The 17,827-nt window shown below is 65.6% G+C and carries 29 protein-coding genes; all 29 read right to left on the bottom strand.

Annotated elements, in window-relative coordinates; genetic code table 11:
• Positions 1-60: 60 nt before the first annotated feature.
• Positions 61-1,374: a replication-associated recombination protein A gene (locus tag BW981_RS11240; RefSeq protein WP_076439145.1), complete on the bottom strand. Its 1,314-nt coding sequence runs from the start codon at positions 1,372-1,374 to the stop codon at positions 61-63.
• On the bottom strand, positions 1,371-2,786 hold the full coding sequence (locus BW981_RS11245; RefSeq protein ID WP_076439147.1) for a DegQ family serine endoprotease: 1,416 nt from the start codon (positions 2,784-2,786) through the stop codon (positions 1,371-1,373). The genes BW981_RS11240 and BW981_RS11245 overlap by 4 nt, the downstream gene beginning before the upstream one ends.
• 64 nt (positions 2,787-2,850) lie before the next feature.
• On the bottom strand, positions 2,851-3,282 hold the full coding sequence (locus BW981_RS11250; protein ID WP_076439149.1) for a BLUF domain-containing protein: 432 nt from the start codon (positions 3,280-3,282) through the stop codon (positions 2,851-2,853).
• A 133-nt stretch (positions 3,283-3,415) separates the two neighbouring features.
• A complete protein-coding gene (gene rplQ, locus BW981_RS11255) occupies positions 3,416-3,832 on the bottom strand; it encodes a 50S ribosomal protein L17 (RefSeq protein ID WP_076439151.1) in 417 nt (138 codons plus the stop codon).
• A gap of 139 nt (positions 3,833-3,971) precedes the next feature.
• Positions 3,972-4,988, bottom strand: a complete 1,017-nt coding sequence (locus BW981_RS11260; protein ID WP_076439153.1) for a DNA-directed RNA polymerase subunit alpha — start codon at positions 4,986-4,988, stop codon at positions 3,972-3,974.
• A gap of 90 nt (positions 4,989-5,078) precedes the next feature.
• Complete coding sequence (gene rpsK, locus BW981_RS11265) at positions 5,079-5,468, bottom strand: 30S ribosomal protein S11 (protein ID WP_043237079.1); 390 nt, start codon at positions 5,466-5,468, stop codon at positions 5,079-5,081.
• Positions 5,469-5,591: 123 nt separating this feature from the next.
• Positions 5,592-5,960 (bottom strand): 30S ribosomal protein S13, encoded by a 369-nt coding sequence (rpsM, locus tag BW981_RS11270; RefSeq protein WP_076439155.1) that lies wholly within the window; start codon positions 5,958-5,960, stop codon positions 5,592-5,594.
• 272 nt (positions 5,961-6,232) lie between these two features.
• A complete protein-coding gene (locus BW981_RS11275; protein ID WP_076439157.1) occupies positions 6,233-6,829 on the bottom strand; it encodes an adenylate kinase in 597 nt (198 codons plus the stop codon).
• A 1-nt stretch (position 6,830) separates the two neighbouring features.
• Positions 6,831-8,168 carry a preprotein translocase subunit SecY gene (gene secY, locus BW981_RS11280; protein WP_076439159.1) on the bottom strand — a complete coding sequence of 446 codons (1,338 nt, stop codon included), beginning with the start codon at positions 8,166-8,168 and terminating at the stop codon, positions 6,831-6,833.
• 150 nt (positions 8,169-8,318) lie between these two features.
• Positions 8,319-8,795 carry a 50S ribosomal protein L15 gene (gene rplO / locus BW981_RS11285; protein WP_076439161.1) on the bottom strand — a complete coding sequence of 159 codons (477 nt, stop codon included), beginning with the start codon at positions 8,793-8,795 and terminating at the stop codon, positions 8,319-8,321.
• A gap of 12 nt (positions 8,796-8,807) precedes the next feature.
• Entirely contained in the window at positions 8,808-9,005 is a 198-nt protein-coding gene (gene rpmD, locus BW981_RS11290; protein ID WP_076439163.1) for a 50S ribosomal protein L30, read from the bottom strand.
• 11 nt (positions 9,006-9,016) lie between these two features.
• On the bottom strand, positions 9,017-9,580 hold the full coding sequence (gene rpsE / locus BW981_RS11295) for a 30S ribosomal protein S5 (protein WP_076439165.1): 564 nt from the start codon (positions 9,578-9,580) through the stop codon (positions 9,017-9,019).
• A 142-nt stretch (positions 9,581-9,722) separates the two neighbouring features.
• Positions 9,723-10,085: a 50S ribosomal protein L18 gene (gene rplR / locus BW981_RS11300; protein ID WP_076439167.1), complete on the bottom strand. Its 363-nt coding sequence runs from the start codon at positions 10,083-10,085 to the stop codon at positions 9,723-9,725.
• An 11-nt stretch (positions 10,086-10,096) separates the two neighbouring features.
• Complete coding sequence (rplF, locus tag BW981_RS11305; RefSeq protein ID WP_076439170.1) at positions 10,097-10,630, bottom strand: 50S ribosomal protein L6; 534 nt, start codon at positions 10,628-10,630, stop codon at positions 10,097-10,099.
• Between the two features lie 35 nt (positions 10,631-10,665).
• Positions 10,666-11,064 carry a 30S ribosomal protein S8 gene (gene rpsH, locus BW981_RS11310; protein ID WP_076439172.1) on the bottom strand — a complete coding sequence of 133 codons (399 nt, stop codon included), beginning with the start codon at positions 11,062-11,064 and terminating at the stop codon, positions 10,666-10,668.
• Positions 11,065-11,076: 12 nt separating this feature from the next.
• Positions 11,077-11,382 carry a 30S ribosomal protein S14 gene (rpsN, locus tag BW981_RS11315; RefSeq protein WP_076439174.1) on the bottom strand — a complete coding sequence of 102 codons (306 nt, stop codon included), beginning with the start codon at positions 11,380-11,382 and terminating at the stop codon, positions 11,077-11,079.
• Between the two features lie 35 nt (positions 11,383-11,417).
• On the bottom strand, positions 11,418-11,984 hold the full coding sequence (gene rplE, locus BW981_RS11320; protein ID WP_076439176.1) for a 50S ribosomal protein L5: 567 nt from the start codon (positions 11,982-11,984) through the stop codon (positions 11,418-11,420).
• Complete coding sequence (rplX, locus tag BW981_RS11325; protein WP_076439178.1) at positions 11,977-12,294, bottom strand: 50S ribosomal protein L24; 318 nt, start codon at positions 12,292-12,294, stop codon at positions 11,977-11,979. The genes rplE and rplX overlap by 8 nt, the downstream gene beginning before the upstream one ends.
• Positions 12,294-12,662, bottom strand: coding sequence for a 50S ribosomal protein L14 (gene rplN / locus BW981_RS11330; protein ID WP_055730187.1), 369 nt, complete (start codon positions 12,660-12,662; stop codon positions 12,294-12,296). Before rplN ends, rplX begins: the two co-directional genes overlap by 1 nt.
• 206 nt (positions 12,663-12,868) lie before the next feature.
• A complete protein-coding gene (gene rpsQ / locus BW981_RS11335; RefSeq protein ID WP_076439180.1) occupies positions 12,869-13,111 on the bottom strand; it encodes a 30S ribosomal protein S17 in 243 nt (80 codons plus the stop codon).
• 10 nt (positions 13,112-13,121) lie between these two features.
• The gene (gene rpmC, locus BW981_RS11340) at positions 13,122-13,334 is read right to left on the bottom strand and encodes a 50S ribosomal protein L29 (RefSeq protein WP_076439182.1); all 213 of its coding nucleotides are present in this window, start codon (positions 13,332-13,334) and stop codon (positions 13,122-13,124) included.
• An 11-nt stretch (positions 13,335-13,345) separates the two neighbouring features.
• Positions 13,346-13,759, bottom strand: a complete 414-nt coding sequence (gene rplP / locus BW981_RS11345; RefSeq protein WP_076439184.1) for a 50S ribosomal protein L16 — start codon at positions 13,757-13,759, stop codon at positions 13,346-13,348.
• An 18-nt stretch (positions 13,760-13,777) separates the two neighbouring features.
• Positions 13,778-14,509, bottom strand: a complete 732-nt coding sequence (gene rpsC, locus BW981_RS11350; RefSeq protein ID WP_076439186.1) for a 30S ribosomal protein S3 — start codon at positions 14,507-14,509, stop codon at positions 13,778-13,780.
• Between the two features lie 10 nt (positions 14,510-14,519).
• Positions 14,520-14,903 (bottom strand): 50S ribosomal protein L22, encoded by a 384-nt coding sequence (rplV, locus tag BW981_RS11355; protein WP_076439188.1) that lies wholly within the window; start codon positions 14,901-14,903, stop codon positions 14,520-14,522.
• Between the two features lie 3 nt (positions 14,904-14,906).
• On the bottom strand, positions 14,907-15,185 hold the full coding sequence (gene rpsS, locus BW981_RS11360) for a 30S ribosomal protein S19 (RefSeq protein ID WP_076439190.1): 279 nt from the start codon (positions 15,183-15,185) through the stop codon (positions 14,907-14,909).
• A gap of 8 nt (positions 15,186-15,193) precedes the next feature.
• Positions 15,194-16,036, bottom strand: coding sequence for a 50S ribosomal protein L2 (gene rplB, locus BW981_RS11365; protein WP_076439192.1), 843 nt, complete (start codon positions 16,034-16,036; stop codon positions 15,194-15,196).
• Between the two features lie 10 nt (positions 16,037-16,046).
• Positions 16,047-16,358: a 50S ribosomal protein L23 gene (locus tag BW981_RS11370; RefSeq protein WP_076439195.1), complete on the bottom strand. Its 312-nt coding sequence runs from the start codon at positions 16,356-16,358 to the stop codon at positions 16,047-16,049.
• The gene (rplD, locus tag BW981_RS11375) at positions 16,355-16,975 is read right to left on the bottom strand and encodes a 50S ribosomal protein L4 (RefSeq protein ID WP_076439197.1); all 621 of its coding nucleotides are present in this window, start codon (positions 16,973-16,975) and stop codon (positions 16,355-16,357) included. Before rplD ends, BW981_RS11370 begins: the two co-directional genes overlap by 4 nt.
• Complete coding sequence (gene rplC / locus BW981_RS11380; protein ID WP_076439199.1) at positions 16,975-17,709, bottom strand: 50S ribosomal protein L3; 735 nt, start codon at positions 17,707-17,709, stop codon at positions 16,975-16,977. The genes rplD and rplC overlap by 1 nt, the downstream gene beginning before the upstream one ends.
• Between the last annotated feature and the right edge of the window lie 118 nt (positions 17,710-17,827).

A 17,827-nucleotide genomic window follows, 5' to 3' on the forward strand; every position in this document is an offset into this window, starting at 1 on the left:
CGTCCCCGTCGCGCGAGGGTGGGAGTGGCGACCCGCCTCGGATGGGATCCCGCAGGCGGCCTACGGCTGGCCGCCGCGCTCCAGCCTGAGCTTCTCCCAATACTCCAGCCGCTTGCGGAGCTCGCGCTCGAAGCCGCGCTCCGGAGGATCGTAGAAGCGCTGGCGACCGAGCAGGTCGGGCCAGTAGTTCTGGCCGGAGAAGGCCTCCGGCTGGTCGTGGTCATAGGCGTAATCGGCGCCGTAGCCCTCGTCCTTCATCAGCCGCGTCGGCGCATTGAGGATGGTCTTGGGCGGCATCAGCGAGCCGCGGTCCTTCGCAACGCGGACGGCGGCCTTGTAGGCCTTGTAGGCCGCATTCGATTTCGGCGCGGTCGCCAGGTAGATCACGCAATTGGCCAGCGCCAGCTCGCCCTCGGGAGTGCCGAGCTGCTCATAGGTCTCGGCGGCGGCGCGGGCATGGATCAGCGCCTGTGGATCGGCCAGCCCGATATCCTCGACCGCCATCCGGACCAACCGCCGCGCCAGGAAGCGCGGATCCTCGCCGGCGTCGAGCATGCGGGCGAAATAGTAGAGCGCCGCATCGGGGTCGGAGCCACGAATCGTCTTGTGCAGCGCGGAGATCAGGTTGTAGTGGCCGTCCTGCGCCTTGTCGTAGATCGGCGCGCGGCGCTGGATCACCTCGGACAGGCCATGCTCGTCGAGGATCTCGCCGGGCTTGGCGGCGCGCCAGAGCTCCTCGGCCAGTGTCAGCACTGCGCGGCCGTCGCCATCGGCGAAGCGGGCGAGCGCGAGCCTCGCCTCCGGCGTCAGCGGCAGCTCCCGGTTCTCCAGCACCTCGGCCCGGCCGAGCAGGAAGAGCAGCGAGCCCTCGTCCAGCGCCTTGAAGGTCATCACGCGGGCCCGCGACAAGAGCGCGGCATTGAGCGCGAAGGATGGGTTCTCGGTCGTGGCGCCGATCAGCGTGATCGTGCCATCCTCCATCACCGGCAGGAAGGCGTCGAGCTGCGCCCGGTTGAAGCGGTGAATCTCGTCGACGAAGAGCAGGGTGCCCTTGCCGCCGAGCCGGCGCCCGCGCGCCGCCTCGAACACCTTCTTGAGGTCGGCGACGCCGGAAAAGATCGCGCTGATCTGCTCGAAGCCGAGATCGACCTGCCCGGCGAGCAACCGCGCCACCGTCGTCTTGCCGGTCCCCGGCGGCCCCCAGAAGATCAGGCTGCCGAGCGTACCCGACGCAACGAGCCGCGTCAGGGCGCCATCCGGCCCCGTCAGGTGCTCCTGTCCCGCCACCTCGGCGAGCGTCGTCGGCCGCAGCCGGTCTGCGAGCGGGCGCGGGCCTGACTTGTCCAGCCCCGAAGCGGAAAACAGATCGCTCACCCGGGGAAGACCGAGGTGATCGTCTGGCCGCCGCGCGTGATCGTCACCTCCCAGGCGCGCCGGCGCTCCTTCAGCGCTGCCTCGACATCGCGGGAGCTCAGCATCTTCTCGCCGTTGAGCGCCTTGATCAGGTCGCCCTTCTGGAAGCCGACCTGCGCCGCGGTGCTGCCCTCCTCGATCTCGGCGACGATGACGCCTTCATTGCCGGTCTCGACCGAGAGCTCTTCGGCGAGCGCAGGCGAGAGATTCGCCACGGTCAGCCCCGCCAGCGGCGAGCGGCTGGTCAGCTTCACCATCTCGCGCGGCCGCGTCTCGGGCGCCGGGACGAGCTTGACCGGCACCGAGATGCGCTTGCCGCCGCGCAGCACGGTGAGCATCGTGGTGCCGCCGATCGGCCGCGTCGCGAAGCGGTAGCCGAAAGCCTCCGGATCGTCCGCCGGCACCCCATCGACCGCCAGGATGACGTCCGAGCGCCGCAGGCCCGCCTGATCTGCCGGCCCCCTCTCGACCACGCTGGCGACGACCGAACCCGCCGGGCGGTCGAGGCCGAGCCCATCGGCGACATCCGCAGTGAGCGCCTGCAGCCGTGCGCCGAACCAGGGGCGGCGCACCGTCTTGGCGCCGGCCTTCGCGCTGTCCACGACGAGGCGCACCATCGCCGAAGGAATGGCGAAGCCAATGCCGACGCTGCCGCCCGAGCGCGAATAGATCGCCGTGTTGATGCCGACCACGCGCCCCTTCATGTCGATCAGCGCGCCGCCGGAATTGCCCGGATTGATCGCGGCATCCGTCTGGATGAAGGACTGCGCGTCGCCCACGCCGATCTGCGTGCGCGCCAGCGCCGAGACGATGCCCTGCGTGACCGTCTGGCCGACGCCGAAGGGATTGCCCATCGCCAGCACGATGTCGCCCACCTCCAGCTCGTCGGCATCGGCAAGCTCGATCGCCGTCAGGTTCTTCGTGTCCGCGACCTTGAGCACCGCAAGGTCGCTGCGTGGATCGCGCAGCAGGATCTTCGCCTCGACCTCGCGCTTGTCGGCGAAGGCGACCTTCACCTCGCTCATGTTCTCGATGACGTGGTTGTTGGTGACGACCAGCCCGGCAGCCGCGTCCACCACCACGCCCGACCCGAGCGAGCGCTGCACCCGCTCGCGCTCGACGCCGAAACCGCGGTCGCCGAAGAAGCGGCGGAAGAAGGGATCGTCCATGAACGGGTTCTGCGGGCGCTTCTCGACGCGCGCGCCATAGACGTTCACCACGGCGGGAGCCGTGCGCTTGACCAGAGGCGAAAAGGAGAGCGTGACCTGCTCGCGACTTTCCGGAACCTGCCGTGCCGGGGCCTGCGCAACGGCAGGGCCGGTCAAAGCCAGCGTCGCGAGCAGGACAACGGCAAGGGGGCGGCGGGCGGCCATGATGTCTCTCCGGCGAAGCAGTCTCCGGAGAGATAGGTCAGCGGCCGCGCTTTGACCAGCGAGCCTATATGTCGGTGCTGCGCGACGCGGCGAAATCAAGCGCAAGATTGATCAGCCCCTCGCCGTCGAGCTTCCGCTGCCACCCTTTGGAATCGAGTCCGCGCCGCAGCAGGATCTCGCGATCGTGGATGGCCTCGATCATGGCGCCGCCCATCGCCCAGCCCTCGAACTGCCTCACCCGCCGTTCCCGATAGCCGAGCAAGACGATGTCGCGATGCCGTGGGTCATCCTTGATGCGCGCGATGGTCGCATCCACCACCCTGGGGTCGCCCTCGAGCACCTGTGCGAAATAGTGCCTGTCGAAGAGCAGGTAGCCACTCAGTCCGTTTGCGCGGTTGTTGCGCTGGGATACCGTGAGGATATCGCGGAACATGGAGAGGACACGCCCATCCGCGCCCGCTTGGCACAGGCTGACATAACAGGTCTGCTTGATCATCTCGCTGTCTACCGCCTCTGCCCCGCCTGTGCATGGCCCCCTCGCCAACGACGCCGTCTCAAATGCTAACGCCGAAGTAAAAAAGGCGGCCCGGAGGCCGCCTTTCTCTCATTCGTGAACAAGGCCGGGCCGATCAGGCCGCCTCGTCGTCCGCCGTGAACACCGGGCCCGAATCCTGTCCCTTGGCGTCAACGTCGCGATCCACGAACTCGATGATCGCCATCGGAGCGTTGTCGCCGAAGCGGAAGCCCGCCTTCATGATGCGCAGATAGCCGCCATTCCGCTCCTTGTAGCGCGGGCCGAGCACCGCGAAGAGCTTGCCGACGAGAGCGGCGTCCTTGATTTGCGCGATCGCCTGGCGGCGGGCATGCAGGTCGCCGCGCTTGCCGAGCGTCACCAGCTTCTCGACGACGGGACGCAGGTCCTTGGCCTTCGGCAGCGTGGTGGTGATCTGCTCGTGCTTGATCAGGGCCTGGGCCATGTTGGCGAACATCGCCTGGCGATGCTCGACCGAGCGGTTGAAACGACGACCGCGGAAACCGTGACGCATTTGGCTCTCCTATGATTTTCCGGTCGCCGTGCCACGGAACGACCGGTCGTTGTGATGGTGGGCAATCGGCAACAGGCAATGGGCAGTCGGGAAAGGCGCCGGAAACCGACTGCCTAGGGCCGACTGCCCACCGCCGTTCTCAGTAGTGCTCCTCGAAGCGCTTCGCGAGCTCTTCGATGTTCTCCGGCGGCCAGCCCTGGACGTCCATGCCCAGATGCAGGCCCATGGTGGCGAGCACTTCCTTGATCTCGTTCAGCGACTTGCGGCCGAAGTTCGGGGTGCGCAGCATCTCGCCTTCCGACTTCTGGATGAGGTCGCCGATATAGACGATGTTGTCGTTCTTCAGGCAGTTCGCCGAGCGGACGGACAGCTCCAGCTCGTCGACCTTCTTGAGAAGAGCCGGGTTGAACGGAAGCTGCGGCGCGGTCGAGACGGCCTCTTCCTTGCGCGGCTCCTCGAAGGTGATGAACACCGCGAGTTGGTCCTGAAGGATGCGGGCGGCCAGCGCCAGCGCGTCCTCGGGCGTGACCGAACCATTGGTCTCGATCTGCAGCGTCAGCGAGTCCTTGTCGAGGTTCTGGCCCTCGCGGGTGTTCTCGACGCGGTAGGAAACCTTCTTGACCGGCGAATACAGGCTGTCGACCGGAATAAGGCCGATCGGCGCATCCTCGGGCCGGTTCTGCTCGGACGGAACATAGCCCTTGCCGGTGTTGACCGTGAACTCCATGCGGATCTCGGCGCCCTCGTCGAGCGTGCACAGCACCAGCTCCGGATTGAGGATCGAGACGTCGCCGACCGTGTTGATGTCGCCCGCGGTGACGGTGCCGGGGCCGGACTTGCGCAGGGTCATGCGCTTGGGGCCCTCGCCCTGCATCTTGACCGCGATGGCCTTGATGTTGAGCACGATGTCCGTCACGTCCTCGCGGACGCCGGGGATCGAGGAGAACTCGTGGAGAACGCCGTCGATCTGGACGGCGGTCACGGCCGCGCCCTGGAGCGAGGAGAGCAGCACGCGGCGCAGCGCGTTGCCGAGCGTCATGCCGAAGCCGCGCTCGAGCGGGCGTGCCACCACGGTCGCCTGACGCTTCGGATCGTCGCCGACCTTCACTTCGAGCTTGTTGGGCTTGGAAAGATCCTGCCAGTTCTTGCTGATCACGACCGCACTCCTGGTGCTGAATTCATCTGGCGGCCACCGCCGCCCCGGACAGGCGCCCGCCCTTGCGGGCGCCTCATGCAATGGCGGGCGTCAGACGCGGCGACGCTTGCGCGGACGGCAGCCATTGTGCGGGATCGGAGTCACGTCCCGGATCGAGGTCACGGTGAAGCCCGCGGCCTGCAGAGCGCGCAGCGCCGATTCGCGGCCCGAACCCGGACCGGTCACTTCGACCTCGAGGGTGCGCATGCCGTGCTCGGCAGCCTTGCGGGCGGCGTCCTCGGCAGCGACCTGAGCGGCATAGGGGGTCGACTTGCGCGAACCCTTGAAACCCATCGTGCCGGCGGACGACCACGAGATCGTGTTGCCCTGCGCGTCGGTGATGGTGATCATGGTGTTGTTGAACGAGGCGTTCACATGCGCGACGCCGGAGACGATGTTCTTGCGTTCGCGACGACGGACGCGCTGGGCTTCCTTGGCCATGTCTTCTCTTGTCCTTCAGGCGCGCCCGTCATGCCAGGCGCTGGGGAATAGATCGGCAGTCGGCAATTGGCAGCCGGCAATCGCAAAACGACTGCCTGTTGCCGACTGCCAACTGCCCGAAAATTACTTCTTCTTGCCGGCGATCGGCTTCGCCTTACCCTTGCGGGTGCGGGCGTTGGTATGGGTGCGCTGGCCGCGGACCGGCAGCGAACGGCGATGGCGAAGGCCGCGATAGCAGCCGAGGTCCATCAGGCGCTTGATGTTCATCGAGACTTCGCGACGCAGGTCGCCCTCGACGAGGTAGTCGCGGTCGATCGTCTCGCGGATCTGAAGCACTTCGGCGTCGGTCAGCTGGTTGACCCGGCGCTCATCGGCAATACCGACCTTCTGGCAGATTTCCTGGGCCTTGGCCGCGCCGATGCCGTGGATGTACTGCAAGCCGATGACGACGCGCTTGCCGGTAGGAATGTTGACGCCTGCGATACGAGCCATGCTCTCGTCTCCATGTTGGCCCCAGCGCCCGATGGCCCTGCGGCTCGTGAAAGAAGCCCCGCGCCGGTGGAGGCCGGCCCTTGCGAGGCGTTGAACGGCTCCATGCAGTAACGCGACGTCGTCCCTTCTCGCGAAGGCAACGGCATCGCTCCCATGAAACCGGATGGCGGGTCGTTAACGGCTGGACCGCCGCGAGTCAACCCGTCTACCCAAGAAACATGCCAGACGAGGCATGCTGCCGAAAGGAGGTCGAAACCTCCTTCCCAGGTGGATCAGCGGGTCTCGGCCGCCGCGCTGAGCGCCGTCTCGATCGCAATCGTGACCTCGTCGATCGGCTTCATGCCGTCGATCTTGGTCAGCTGGCCGCGCTTCTCGTAATAGGGAGCCACGATCGCGGTATCGCGGTTGTAGGCGTCGAGCCGGGTCTTGAAGACCTCCGGATCGTCGTCCTTGCGCACTGGCTGGCCGGCGGCCTTCGCCTCTTCGGCGCGCTTGACGATACGATCGACGAGCTTGCTCTGGTCGACGACCAGCTCGAGCACGGCGTCGATCTTCAGGCCCTTGCTCTCGAGCATGCCGTCGAGCGCCTCGGCCTGGGCCAAAGTGCGCGGGAAGCCGTCGAGGATGAAGCCCTTCCGGGCGTCCGCCTCCTCGATCCGGTCGGCGACGATCCCGATGACGATCTCGTCCGAGACGAGCCCGCCCGAATCCATCACCGCCTTGGCCTTCTGGCCGACCGGCGTGCCGGCCGCCACCGCGGCCCGCAGCATGTCCCCGGTGGAGAGCTGCGGAATGCCGTGCTTCGCGACGATGCGCGTCGCCTGAGTGCCTTTGCCCGCCCCCGGCGGCCCCAGGAAAATCAGTCGCATCTTACCTTCGCGCTCCTCGCAGCTTGGCCTTCTTGACAAGGCCTTCGTATTGATGGGCCAGCAGATGGCCGTGCACCTGCGCCACGGTATCCATCGTCGTCGTCACCACGATGAGCAGCGAGGTGCCGCCCAGCAGGATGATCGGGATCTGAGCATAGGTGATCATGAACTCGGGGATAAGGCAGACGATCGTCAGGTAGCCTGCGCCCAGAACCGTGATGCGGGTCAGCACGCGGTCGATATGCTCGGCCGTGCGCTCGCCGGGGCGAATGCCCGGCATGAAGCCGCCATGCTTCTTCAGATTGTCGGCGGTCTCGACCGGGTTGAACACGATCGCGGTGTAGAAGAAGCAGAAGAAGATGATCAGCGCGGCGTAGAGCACCATGAACAGCGGCCGGCCATGCGCGAGATAGGTCGCCACGGTCGACAGGAAGCCGGTGCCGCCCTGCGCCTGCGAGAAGCTGGCGATCGTCGTCGGCAGCAGCAGCAGCGAGGAGGCGAAGATCGGGGGAATGACGCCCGAGGTGTTGAGCTTCAGCGGCAGGAACGAGGTCTGGCCCTCATACATGCGGTTGCCGACCTGGCGCTTGGGATAGTTGATCAGCAGGCGGCGCTGCGCGCGCTCCATGAACACGCAGAAGGCGATGACGCAGATCGCCATCAGCAGGATGCCGAGCAGCAGGCCGGTCGAGATCGCACCCTGGCGGCCGAGTTCAAGGGTCTGGGCGAGCTGCGAAGGGAACTCCGCGATGATGCCGGCGAAGATGATCATCGAGGTGCCGTTGCCGATGCCGCGGCTGGTGATCTGTTCGCCGAGCCACAGCAGGAACATCGTGCCACCGACCAGCGTGATCGTGGTCGAGACCAGGAAGAACGGGCCGGGCTCGAGCACAAGGTTGCCGGAGCCCTGCAGGCCGACGCCGATCGCGTAGGCCTGGAACACCGCCAGCACGAGCGTCAGGTATCGGGTGTACTGGTTCAGGATCTTGCGGCCCTGCTCGCCTTCCTTCTTCAGGTTCTCGAAGGTCGGGATCACGCTGGAGAGCAGCTGGACGATGATCGAGGCCGAAATATACGGCATGATCGCCAGCGCGAAGATCGCGAGCCGGCCGACCGCGCCGCCCGAGAACATGTTGAACATGCCGAGCATGCCGGACTGCGTCTGCCGGAAGAGATCGGCGACGGCATCGGGGTTCATCCCGGGCAGCGGGATATAGGTTCCCAGGCGATAGACGATCAGCGCGCCCAGCGTGAACCAGATCCGCTTCTTGAGTTCGTCAGCCTTGGCGAGCGCCCCGAAGTTGAGGTTCGCCGCGAGCTGTTCAGCCGCCGATGCCATGCGTCTGGTCCCTGAATCTCGTCAGTGAAGCACGCCGTCATCCGGATCCGCTCTGCGAATCGCGGGGGCATGCCTTGCGTCAAACAGTCGAACGGCGGCCGAGGCGCAAGGGCCTGGCCGCCGTTCGCTAACATCATTTAAGCGTCAGGCTCACGCCTGTGAAGCGGCAGCCAGGATCTTGACCGAACCGCCGGCCTTCTCGATCGCCTCGACGGCCGATTTCGACGCACCGGCGACCTCGAAGGCAAGCTTCGTCTTGAGCTCGCCCTGGCCGAGGATCTTCACGCCGTCCTTGGCCTGACGGGTGATCACACCGGCGGCGACGAGCGCCTCGATGGTCACGGGGCCCTTGGCGTCCAGCTTGCCGGCTTCCACCGCCTGCTGGATGCGCCCGAGGTTCACCTCGTTCAAATCCTTGGCGAAGAGGTTGGTGAAGCCGCGCTTCGGCAGGCGACGATACAGCGGCATCTGGCCGCCTTCGAAGCCCTTGACCGCCACGCCGGCGCGGGCCTTCTGACCCTTGACGCCGCGCCCACCGGTCTTGCCTTTGCCGGAGCCAATGCCACGGCCGACGCGGATGCGCGACTTGGCCGCGCCTTCGTTGTCACGAATCTCATTGAGTTTCATGTGTCTGCCTCCTCACTTCGCGTCGACGACGCGCACGAGGTGCTTGACCTTCTCGACCATGCCACGCACCGCGGGGGTGTCCTGGAGGGTCGAGCGGCGGCGAATCTTGTTCAGCCCCAGACCGATCAGGGTCTGGCGCTGGCTGGCGTCGCGGCGGATCGGGGAGCCGATCTGCTCGACGGTCACGGTGGTGTTCTCAGACTTTGCCATCGAACCCCTCCTCACGCTTCCGCAGCCGCATCCGTGCCGGCATCGCGGCGACGGGTCTGCAGGGCCGAAACCTTGAGCGAGCGACGAGCCGCGACCGAGCGCGGGCTGTCTTCGTTCTTCAACGCGTCGAAGGTGGCGCGCACGAGGTTGTACGGGTTGGAGGAGCCGAGCGACTTCGACACGACGTCCTGCATGCCGACCGCTTCGAAGACAGCGCGCATCGGGCCGCCGGCGATGATGCCGGTACCCGCGGGCGCCGCACGCAGCACGACCTTGCCGGCGCCGTGGCGGCCCTGGACGTCGTGATGGAGGGTACGGCCCTCGCGCAGCGGAACGCGGACGAGGCCGCGCTTGGCAGCTTCCGTCGCCTTGCGGATCGCCTCGGGAACTTCACGGGCCTTGCCATGGCCGAAGCCGACGCGGCCCTTCTGGTCGCCGACGACGACGAGGGCGGCAAAGCCGAAGCGACGGCCACCCTTCACCACCTTGGCGACGCGGTTGATGTGGACGAGCTTGTCCACGAACTCGGAAACCTCTTGTTCCCGGTCCCTACGCTCACGCGGCTCTCTAGCCATGTCTGTCCTCTTACTTGCGCGGACGAGGCTGCTGCCCCGCCGCTCGCTCGAGCCTGTCCCCTCGCCTCATTGCGCGGGGAAGCCTGAAAACGGGCGCCGCCCGGCCGGCAGCGAATGCCGGGCCGGGCGGAACCCGAAAACCTCAGAAGCTGAGGCCGCCCTCGCGGGCCGCATCGGCCAGCGCCTTGACGCGGCCGTGATAGCGGTAGGAGCCGCGGTCGAAGACCACGTCCGTCACGCCGGCCTTGACCGCGCGCTCGGCGAGGACCTTGCCGATCTGGCCGGCTGCCTCGACATTCGCGCCGGACTTGATGTCCTTGCGCAGGTCCTTGTCCAGCGACGACGCCGACACCAGGGTCACCCCCTTCACGTCGTCGATCACCTGGGCGTAGATCTGCTTGCCGGTGCGGTGCACCGAGAGGCGCGGACGGCCGTTGGCGACCGCCTTGATCGCGCGCCGGACGCGAGCCTTGCGGCGCGCAGTCACATCGTTCTGCTTGCTCATGGCTGGCGTCCTTACTTCTTCTTGCCTTCCTTGCGGAAGATGAACTCGCCGGCGTACTTGACGCCCTTGCCCTTGTAGGGCTCGGGGCCGCGGTAGTCGCGGATCTCGGCGGCGATCTGTCCGACGACCTGCTTGTCGATACCGGCGACGACGATCTCGGTCGGCTTCGGCACCGTGATCGAAATGCCCTCCGGGATGGGGTAGTCGATGTCGTGGCTGTAGCCCAGCGACAGCTTCAGCACCTTGCCGGCCAGAGCGGCGCGATAACCGACGCCGTTGATCTCGAGGCGCTTTTCGTAACCGGCGGTCGTGCCGATCACGAGGTTGTTGATGCGGGCGCGCGAGGTGCCCCAGAGCGAGCGGGCGCGCTTCGACTGCGAACGCGGCTGAACCGCGATCGAGCCGTTCTCCATGGCCACCGAGACATCCTCGGGAACCAGGAAGGAGAGCTCGCCCTTGGAGCCCTTGATCTTGACCAGCTGGCCGTCGACGTTGGCGGTGACGCCAGCGGGAACGGGAACCGGCTTTTTACCGATACGAGACATTGGATCTCTCCTGAAAATGAGCGGCGTCCGAAAGGTCAGAAGACCTTGCAGAGCACTTCGCCGCCCACGTTCTGCTCGCGGGCCACATGATCGGCCATGACGCCCTTCGGGGTCGAGACAATCGTCACGCCAAGGCCGTCGGCCACGCGCGGCATGGTCTCGACCGACGAATAGACGCGTCGGCCGGGCTTCGAGACACGGGAGATCGACCGGATGACCGGCTGGCCCTCGTGATACTTCAGCTCGATGTCGAACTCGGTCCGGCCATTGCCGAACTCGGTCGTCGAGTAGCCGCGGATGTAGCCCTCGGACTGGAGGACATCGAGCACGCGGCCCCGCAGCTTCGAACCGGGGGTGGACACGCGGGACTTGCGGCGCATCTGCGCATTGCGGATGCGGGTCAGCAGATCGCCGAGCGGATCAATGATCGTCATTGTCCTGTCTCCTTACCAGCTCGACTTCACGAGGCCGGGAACCAGCCCCTTGTTACCGAGCTCACGCAGCGCGATACGCGACATCTTGAGCTTGCGATAGAAAGCGCGGGGACGGCCCGTCACCTCGCACCGATTGCGGATGCGGGTCTTGGCCGAATTGCGCGGCAGTTCGGCGAGCTTCAGGCGAGCGAGGAAACGCTCGTCCATGGGCTGGTTTTCGTCATTGGCGATCGCGAGAAGGCGTGCGCGGCGGCCGGCGAATTTCTTCACCAGCTCCCTGCGGCGCTCGTTCGTCTCGACGGAGCTTTTCTTAGCCATCGATCTCTCCTGGTTTCCGCGTTTGAACGGTCAGTTCACTGCCGGAACGGGAAGTTGAAGTGCTTGAGCAGAGCGCGTGCCTCGTCGTCCGACTTCGCAGTCGTGCAGACGATCACGTCCATGCCCCAGACCTGGTCGACCTTGTCGTAGTTGATCTCGGGGAACACGATGTGCTCCTTGATCCCGAGCGCGAAATTGCCGCGCCCGTCGAACGACTTCGGGTTGAGACCACGGAAGTCGCGCACGCGGGGCAAGGCGATGGTGACGAGCCGGTCGACGAACTCGAACATCTTGGTCTTGCGCAGCGTGACCTTGCAGCCGACCGCCATGTTCTCGCGCAGCTTGAAGCCGGCGATCGCGAGGCGGGACTTGGTGATGACGGGCTTCTGCCCGGCGATCATGGCAAGGTCCCCGGCAGCGTTGTCGACCTTCTTGCGGTCGGCAGTCGCTTCACCAACGCCCATGTTGATGACGATCTTCTCGATCGTCGGCACTTCCATGGCGTTCTTGTAGCCGAATTCCTTGATCATCGCGGGACGAACGACGTCCTCGTAATGCTGCTTCATGCGCGGCGTAAGCGCGCTGGTCTGAGCCTCAGCCATCGATCAGATCCCCCGAACGCTTGGCGAAACGAACCTTGCGGCCGTCATCGAGCACCTTGAATCCCACGCGGGTCGCCTTGCCGTCCTTGGGATCGGCGACGGCGATGTTCGACAGGTCGATGGTGGCCTCTTTCGAGATGATGCCGCCTTCGGACGTCTGCGACTGCTTGGTATGACGCTTCACCAGGTTGACGCCACGCACCACGGCGCGGGCATCCTTCGGCATCACCTGCAGGACTTCACCGGTCTTGCCCTTGTCGCGACCAGCGAGCACGACGACCTTGTCGCCCTTCTTGATCTTCGCAGCCATTACAGCACCTCCGGCGCCAGCGAGATGATCTTCATGTGGTTCTTGGCGCGCAGCTCGCGCGGAACCGGTCCGAAGATACGCGTGCCGACAGGCTCTTTCTGGTTGTTGATCAGCACGGCCGCATTGCGGTCGAAGCGGATCACCGAACCGTCGGCGCGCTTCACGTCCTTGGCGGTGCGAACGACGACCGCCTTCATGACGTCGCCCTTCTTCACGCGACCGCGCGGGATGGCTTCCTTGATCGAAACGACGATGATGTCACCGACACCCGCGTATTTGCGCTTCGATCCGCCGAGAACCTTGATGCACATCACGCGGCGCGCGCCCGAATTGTCGGCGACGTCGAGATTCGTCTGCACCTGGATCATGGCCTTGATCCTTCCTAGTGGTATCAGGCGGTTTCCCGCGCGGCATCAGCGCCGGCGGGACTACGACTGACGGGGGTCGATCGCCCCCTGGCCTCAAAACAAAACATGATCCGCAAAAGTGCGTGGCACCTTTGCGGAGACACATGCCCGGCTTCTTTCCGCCCCGCCCTGCCCCGTGATTCGGGGCCGGACGAAGCCGTCCCGAATCACGCCTTGGGGGCGTCCTCGAGCACAACCCAGCTTTTCAGCTTGGAAATCGGCTTGGACTCCTCGATCCACACCGTGTCGCCGATCTTGAACACACCCGCCTCATCATGGGCGTGGTAGTTCTTGGTGCGGCGAACCGTCTTCTTGAGGAGCGGGTGCGTATAACGCCGCTCGACCTTCACGACAACAGTTTTGTTTTGCTTGTCGCTGACGACGACGCCTTGCAGGACGCGCTTCGGCATTTCTCTCTCCTCACGCGCTCGCGGCGACGGTCTTCGACCGCTGCAGCGTCCGGATGCGCGCGATGTCCTTGCGGACCTCGGTGACGCGGGCGGTGTTTTCCAGCTGGCCGGTGGCGCGCTGGAAACGCAGGTTGAACTGCTCCTTCTTGAGCTTCAGAAGCTCGTCATGGAGCTGATCGGTGCTCATGCCCTTCAGGTCGGACAGACGCTGTGTGCTTTTCATGTCGTCCTCCCTTACTCGGCGATGCGCTGGATGAAGCGCGTCTTGATCGGCAGCTTGGCGGCACCGAGACGAAGCGCCTCGCGGGCGATCTCCTCGGACACGCCGTCGAGCTCGAACATGATCCGGCCGGGCTTGACCTTGGCGGCCCAGAACTCGGGCGAACCCTTGCCCTTACCCATGCGGACTTCGGTCGGCTTGGCGGAGACCGGCACGTCCGGGAACACCCGGATCCAGACACGGCCGACACGCTTCATGGCGCGGGTGATCGCGCGGCGGGCCGCCTCGATCTGCCGGGCGGTGATCCGCTCCGGCTCCTGGGCCTTCAGGCCGAACTGGCCGAAGTTGAGGTCCGTGCCGCCCTTGGCGACGCCGTGGATGCGTCCCTTGAACTGCTTGCGGAACTTGGTGCGTTTTGGTTGCAGCATGGCTCTTCTCGATCAGCCTTACGCAGCCTGTTCGCGACGATCGCGATCGCGGTGGTCGCGATCACGGCCGCCGGAGCGGCTGCCTTCGTCGGAAAGGCGCTTGTCCTGGGCCATCGGGTCGTGTTCGAGGATCTCGCCCTTGAAGATCCAGACCTTGATGCCGCACGTCCCATAGGTCGTGAAGGCGGTGGCGACGCCGTAATCGACGTCGGCGCGCAGCGTGTGAAGCGGCACGCGGCCCTCGCGATACCATTCGAGGCGCGCGATCTCGGCGCCGCCGAGACGGCCCGAGCAGTTGATGCGGATGCCCTCGGCGCCCAGACGCATCGCCGACTGAACGGCGCGCTTCATGGCGCGACGGAAAGCGACGCGGCGCTCGAGCTGCTGGGCGATCGAGTCGGCGACCAGCGTGGCGTCGATCTCGGGCTTGCGCACCTCGACGATGTTGATCGTCACGTCGGCCTTGGTGAGCTTCGAGACTTCCTTGCGGAGCTTCTCGATGTCGGCGCCCTTCTTGCCGATCACCACGCCCGGACGCGCCGAGTGGATGGTGACGCGGCACTTCTTGTGCGGGCGTTCGATGATGATCTTCGAGACCGCGGCCTGCTTCAGCAGCTTCATGAGGGCGGCGCGGATGGCCATGTCCTCATGCAGCAGCTTGCCGTACTCGCCCTTCTGGGCGAACCAGCGCGAATCCCAGGTGCGGTTGATCCCGAGGCGCAGGCCGATCGGATTGATTTTCTGACCCATCGTTCTCTCCTCAGGCCTGCGCAGCCTGGACTTCGCGCACCACGATCGTGATGTTCGAGAACGGCTTCATGATACGGGCGCCACGGCCGCGGGCGCGGGCGTGGAAGCGCTTCATGACGAGCGCCTTGCCGACGAAGGCCTGGGCGACGACGAGATCGTCGACGTCGAGGTCATGGTTGTTCTCGGCATTGGCGATCGCGCTCTGCAGGCACTTGCGAACGTCGGTCGCGATGCGCTTGCGGGAGAACTCGAGATCGGCCAGCGCCGTCCCGACCTTCTTGCCGCGGATGAGCTGAGCGACGAGGTTCAGCTTCTGCGGCGAGACGCGAAGATTGCGGGCGACCGCTTTGGCTTCGTTCTCCGGCAGCGCACGGGGGGCGGATGCTTTACCCATGGCTTACTTCCTCTTCGCCTTCTTGTCGGCGGCATGGCCGTGGAAGGTGCGCGTCGGCGAGAACTCACCGAACTTGTGGCCCACCATCTCCTCGGACACGGCCACCGGCACGTGCTTCTGTCCGTTGTAAACGCCGAACGTCAGACCGACGAACTGCGGCAGGATCGTGGAGCGACGGCTCCAGATCTTGATCACTTCATTACGGCTCGAGGTCCTGGCGACCTCGGCCTTCTTCAGGAGGTATCCGTCGACAAACGGACCTTTCCAAAGCGAACGCGCCATGACGGACCTCAGTTCTTCTTCTTGCGGGCGTGACGGCTCGACACGATGAACGTATCGGTCCGCTTGTTCGAGCGGGTCTTCTTGCCCTTGGTCGGCAGACCCCAGGGCGTGACCGGATGACGGCCACCCGAGGTGCGGCCTTCGCCGCCGCCATGGGGATGGTCGACCGGGTTCATCGAGACACCGCGGTTATGCGGACGGCGGCCGAGCCAGCGAGAGCGACCTGCCTTGCCGTCGTTGCGGTTCATGTGATCCGGATTCGAGACCGCGCCGACCGTAGCGTAGCACAGACCCGAGATCAGGCGCTGCTCGCCCGAGTTGAGGCGGACGATGACGTAGCCCTGGTCGCGGCCGACGATCTGGGCGTAGTTGCCCGCGGACCGCGCCAGAGCGCCGCCCTTGCCGATCTTCAGCTCGACATTGTGGACGATCGTGCCGATCGGCAGCGTGCCCATGGGGGCGGCGTTGCCGGGCTTCACGTCCACGCTGTCACCGGCGACGATGCTGTCGCCGACGGCCAAGCGCTGCGGCGCCAGGATATAGGCCTGCTCGCCGTCCTGATAGTTGATCAGGGCGATGAACGCGGTGCGGTTGGGATCATACTCGATCCGCTCGACCGTGCCCGGGATCCCGGCCTTGCCGCGACGCTTGAAGTCGACGAGGCGCAGCGTGCGCTTGTGACCACCGCCGCGGAAGCGGACGGTGATGCGGCCCAGGTTGTTACGACCGCCCGAGGAGCTCTTGCCCTCGGTCAGCTTCTTGACCGGCTTGCCCTTGTAGAGCTCGCTGCGGTCGACGATCACGAGCTGGCGAAGGCTCGGCGTGATCGGCTTGAAATGCTTCAAAGCCATTGTGCTTCCCTCACAGGCCCGTGGTCACGTCGATCGAATGGCCCTCTTCGAGGGTCACGACCGCTTTCTTGATGTCCGAGCGCTGGCCGAGACGGCCGCGGAACACCTTGACCTTGCCTTCGGTGACGATCGTATTGACGCTCTTCACCTTCACGTCGAACAGCTTCTCCACCGCAGCCTTGATCTGCGGCTTCGTCGCGGTCTTGGCGACCTTGAAGACGACCTTGTTGTGCTCGGAGAGCATCGTCGCCTTTTCGGTAATAACCGGCGCCACGATCACATCGTAGTGGCGCGGGTCGAGGTTCTTGGCGGACTGGCTCATTTGAAGCGCGCCTCCAGCGCATCGACGGCGGCGCGCGTCAGGACGAGCTTGTCGCGACGCAGGATGTCATAGACGTTGATGCCCTGAACCGGCAGCACATCGACATTCGGGATCGCACGAGCGGCCAGGCCGAAATTGGTGTCGATCTCGGCGCCGCCGACAATCAGCGCGCTCGACAGGTCGAGCTTGCCGAAATGGCCGAGCAGCACCTTGGTCTTCGGCTCGGACAGCGTGACGTCGTCGATGATGACGATGCCGGCGTCCTTCGCCTTGGCCGAGAGCGCATGGCGCAGAGCCAGCGCGCGGACCTTCTTGGGCAGGTCGTGCGAGTGATCGCGCACCACCGGACCGAAGGCCTTGCCGCCGCCGCGGAACTGCGGAGCGGAAGCCGCGCCGTGGCGAGCGCCGCCGGTGCCCTTCTGCTTGTAGATCTTCTTGCGGGTGCGGTCGACTTCCGAACGGCCCTTCGACTTGTGCGTGCCGGCGCGCTTCTTGGCGAGCTGGTAGCGCACCATGCGGGCGAGCAGGTCGGCGCGCGGCTCGAGGCCGAACACCGAATCCGACAACTCGACCGAACCGGCGTTGCCGCCTTCGAGAGTGACGATATCGAGTTTCATCACACGTTCTCCTCAGCCGCGGCCGCAGGAGCCTCAACGGTCTCGGCCTTGCTCTCGCCGGCCGCCTTGAACTTGCCCGGGAGCGGCGCATCCTTCGGAAGCGGCCGCTTGACGGCGTCGCGGACATGGATCCAGCCGCCGGCGACGCCGGGGACCGCACCCTCGACCAGGATCAGGCCGCGCTCGACGTCCGTCTGGACGACGCGCAGGTTCTGCGTGGTCACGCGCTCGGCGCCAAGATGGCCGGGCATCTTCTTGTTCTTGAAGGTCTTGCCAGGGTCCTGACGACCACCGGTCGAACCGATCGAGCGGTGCGACACCGAGACGCCGTGGGTGGCGCGCAGACCGCCGAAGTTCCAGCGCTTCATGCCGCCGGCGAAGCCCTTGCCGGTCGTGGTGCCGGAGACGTCGACGAACTGGCCGACCACGAAATGGTCGGCGGTCAGCTCGGCGCCAACCGGGATCAGCGCATCGTCGGACACGCGGAACTCGACGAGCTTCTGCTTCGGCTCGACCTTGGCGACGGCGAAGTGGCCGCGCTGCGCCTTCGAGACGTTCTTGACCTTGGCCAAGCCCGACCCGAGCTGAACGGCGGCATAGCCATTCTTTTCGACCGTGCGATGCGCGACGACCTGACAGTTGTCGAGCTTCAGCACGGTGACGGGAATGTGCTCGCCGGCATCCGTGAAGATGCGGGTCATCCCGACTTTCTGTGCAATCACACCGGAACGCATCGGTGCATACCTTCCCTTGGGGTCATGTCCATCCGGGGATGCCGGAAACAGAGGACCCGTTGAAACTGGATCCGAAGATGGTCCTGACGAAGCGGATCGTGCCTCGTCAGATGGACCA

It is taken from the genome of Allobosea sp. TND4EK4 (genome assembly GCF_900156025.1).
Lineage (GTDB): Bacteria > Pseudomonadota > Alphaproteobacteria > Rhizobiales > Beijerinckiaceae > Allobosea.

Coding starts and splice junctions, on each gene's coding strand:
- rpsC (WP_076439186.1), bottom strand. CDS start 14,509: ATGGGTCAGAAAATCAATCCGATCGGCCTGCGCCTCGGGATCAACCGC.
- rpsK (WP_043237079.1), bottom strand. CDS start 5,468: ATGGCCAAGGAAGCCCAGCGCGTCCGTCGTCGCGAACGCAAGAACATC.
- BW981_RS11245 (WP_076439147.1), bottom strand. CDS start 2,786: ATGGCCGCCCGCCGCCCCCTTGCCGTTGTCCTGCTCGCGACGCTGGCT.
- rplF (WP_076439170.1), bottom strand. CDS start 10,630: ATGTCTCGTATCGGTAAAAAGCCGGTTCCCGTTCCCGCTGGCGTCACC.
- rpsS (WP_076439190.1), bottom strand. CDS start 15,185: ATGGCGCGTTCGCTTTGGAAAGGTCCGTTTGTCGACGGATACCTCCTG.
- rpsQ (WP_076439180.1), bottom strand. CDS start 13,111: ATGCCGAAGCGCGTCCTGCAAGGCGTCGTCGTCAGCGACAAGCAAAAC.
- rpsE (WP_076439165.1), bottom strand. CDS start 9,580: ATGGCTAGAGAGCCGCGTGAGCGTAGGGACCGGGAACAAGAGGTTTCC.
- rplQ (WP_076439151.1), bottom strand. CDS start 3,832: ATGCGTCACGGTTTCCGCGGTCGTCGTTTCAACCGCTCGGTCGAGCAT.
- BW981_RS11370 (WP_076439195.1), bottom strand. CDS start 16,358: ATGAGCCAGTCCGCCAAGAACCTCGACCCGCGCCACTACGATGTGATC.
- rplP (WP_076439184.1), bottom strand. CDS start 13,759: ATGCTGCAACCAAAACGCACCAAGTTCCGCAAGCAGTTCAAGGGACGC.
- rplB (WP_076439192.1), bottom strand. CDS start 16,036: ATGGCTTTGAAGCATTTCAAGCCGATCACGCCGAGCCTTCGCCAGCTC.
- rplC (WP_076439199.1), bottom strand. CDS start 17,709: ATGCGTTCCGGTGTGATTGCACAGAAAGTCGGGATGACCCGCATCTTC.
- rplO (WP_076439161.1), bottom strand. CDS start 8,795: ATGAAACTCAATGAGATTCGTGACAACGAAGGCGCGGCCAAGTCGCGC.
- BW981_RS11250 (WP_076439149.1), bottom strand. CDS start 3,282: ATGATCAAGCAGACCTGTTATGTCAGCCTGTGCCAAGCGGGCGCGGAT.
- rplD (WP_076439197.1), bottom strand. CDS start 16,975: ATGAAACTCGATATCGTCACTCTCGAAGGCGGCAACGCCGGTTCGGTC.
- BW981_RS11275 (WP_076439157.1), bottom strand. CDS start 6,829: ATGCGACTGATTTTCCTGGGGCCGCCGGGGGCGGGCAAAGGCACTCAG.
- rplR (WP_076439167.1), bottom strand. CDS start 10,085: ATGAGCAAGCAGAACGATGTGACTGCGCGCCGCAAGGCTCGCGTCCGG.
- rplN (WP_055730187.1), bottom strand. CDS start 12,662: ATGATCCAGGTGCAGACGAATCTCGACGTCGCCGACAATTCGGGCGCG.
- rpsN (WP_076439174.1), bottom strand. CDS start 11,382: ATGGCTAAGAAAAGCTCCGTCGAGACGAACGAGCGCCGCAGGGAGCTG.
- secY (WP_076439159.1), bottom strand. CDS start 8,168: ATGGCATCGGCGGCTGAACAGCTCGCGGCGAACCTCAACTTCGGGGCG.
- rplX (WP_076439178.1), bottom strand. CDS start 12,294: ATGGCTGCGAAGATCAAGAAGGGCGACAAGGTCGTCGTGCTCGCTGGT.
- rplV (WP_076439188.1), bottom strand. CDS start 14,903: ATGGGTAAAGCATCCGCCCCCCGTGCGCTGCCGGAGAACGAAGCCAAA.
- rplE (WP_076439176.1), bottom strand. CDS start 11,984: ATGGCTGAGGCTCAGACCAGCGCGCTTACGCCGCGCATGAAGCAGCAT.
- rpsH (WP_076439172.1), bottom strand. CDS start 11,064: ATGACGATCATTGATCCGCTCGGCGATCTGCTGACCCGCATCCGCAAT.
- rpmC (WP_076439182.1), bottom strand. CDS start 13,334: ATGAAAAGCACACAGCGTCTGTCCGACCTGAAGGGCATGAGCACCGAT.
- rpmD (WP_076439163.1), bottom strand. CDS start 9,005: ATGGCAAAGTCTGAGAACACCACCGTGACCGTCGAGCAGATCGGCTCC.
- rpsM (WP_076439155.1), bottom strand. CDS start 5,960: ATGGCTCGTATCGCAGGCGTCAACATTCCTACCGGCAAGCGCGTCGTC.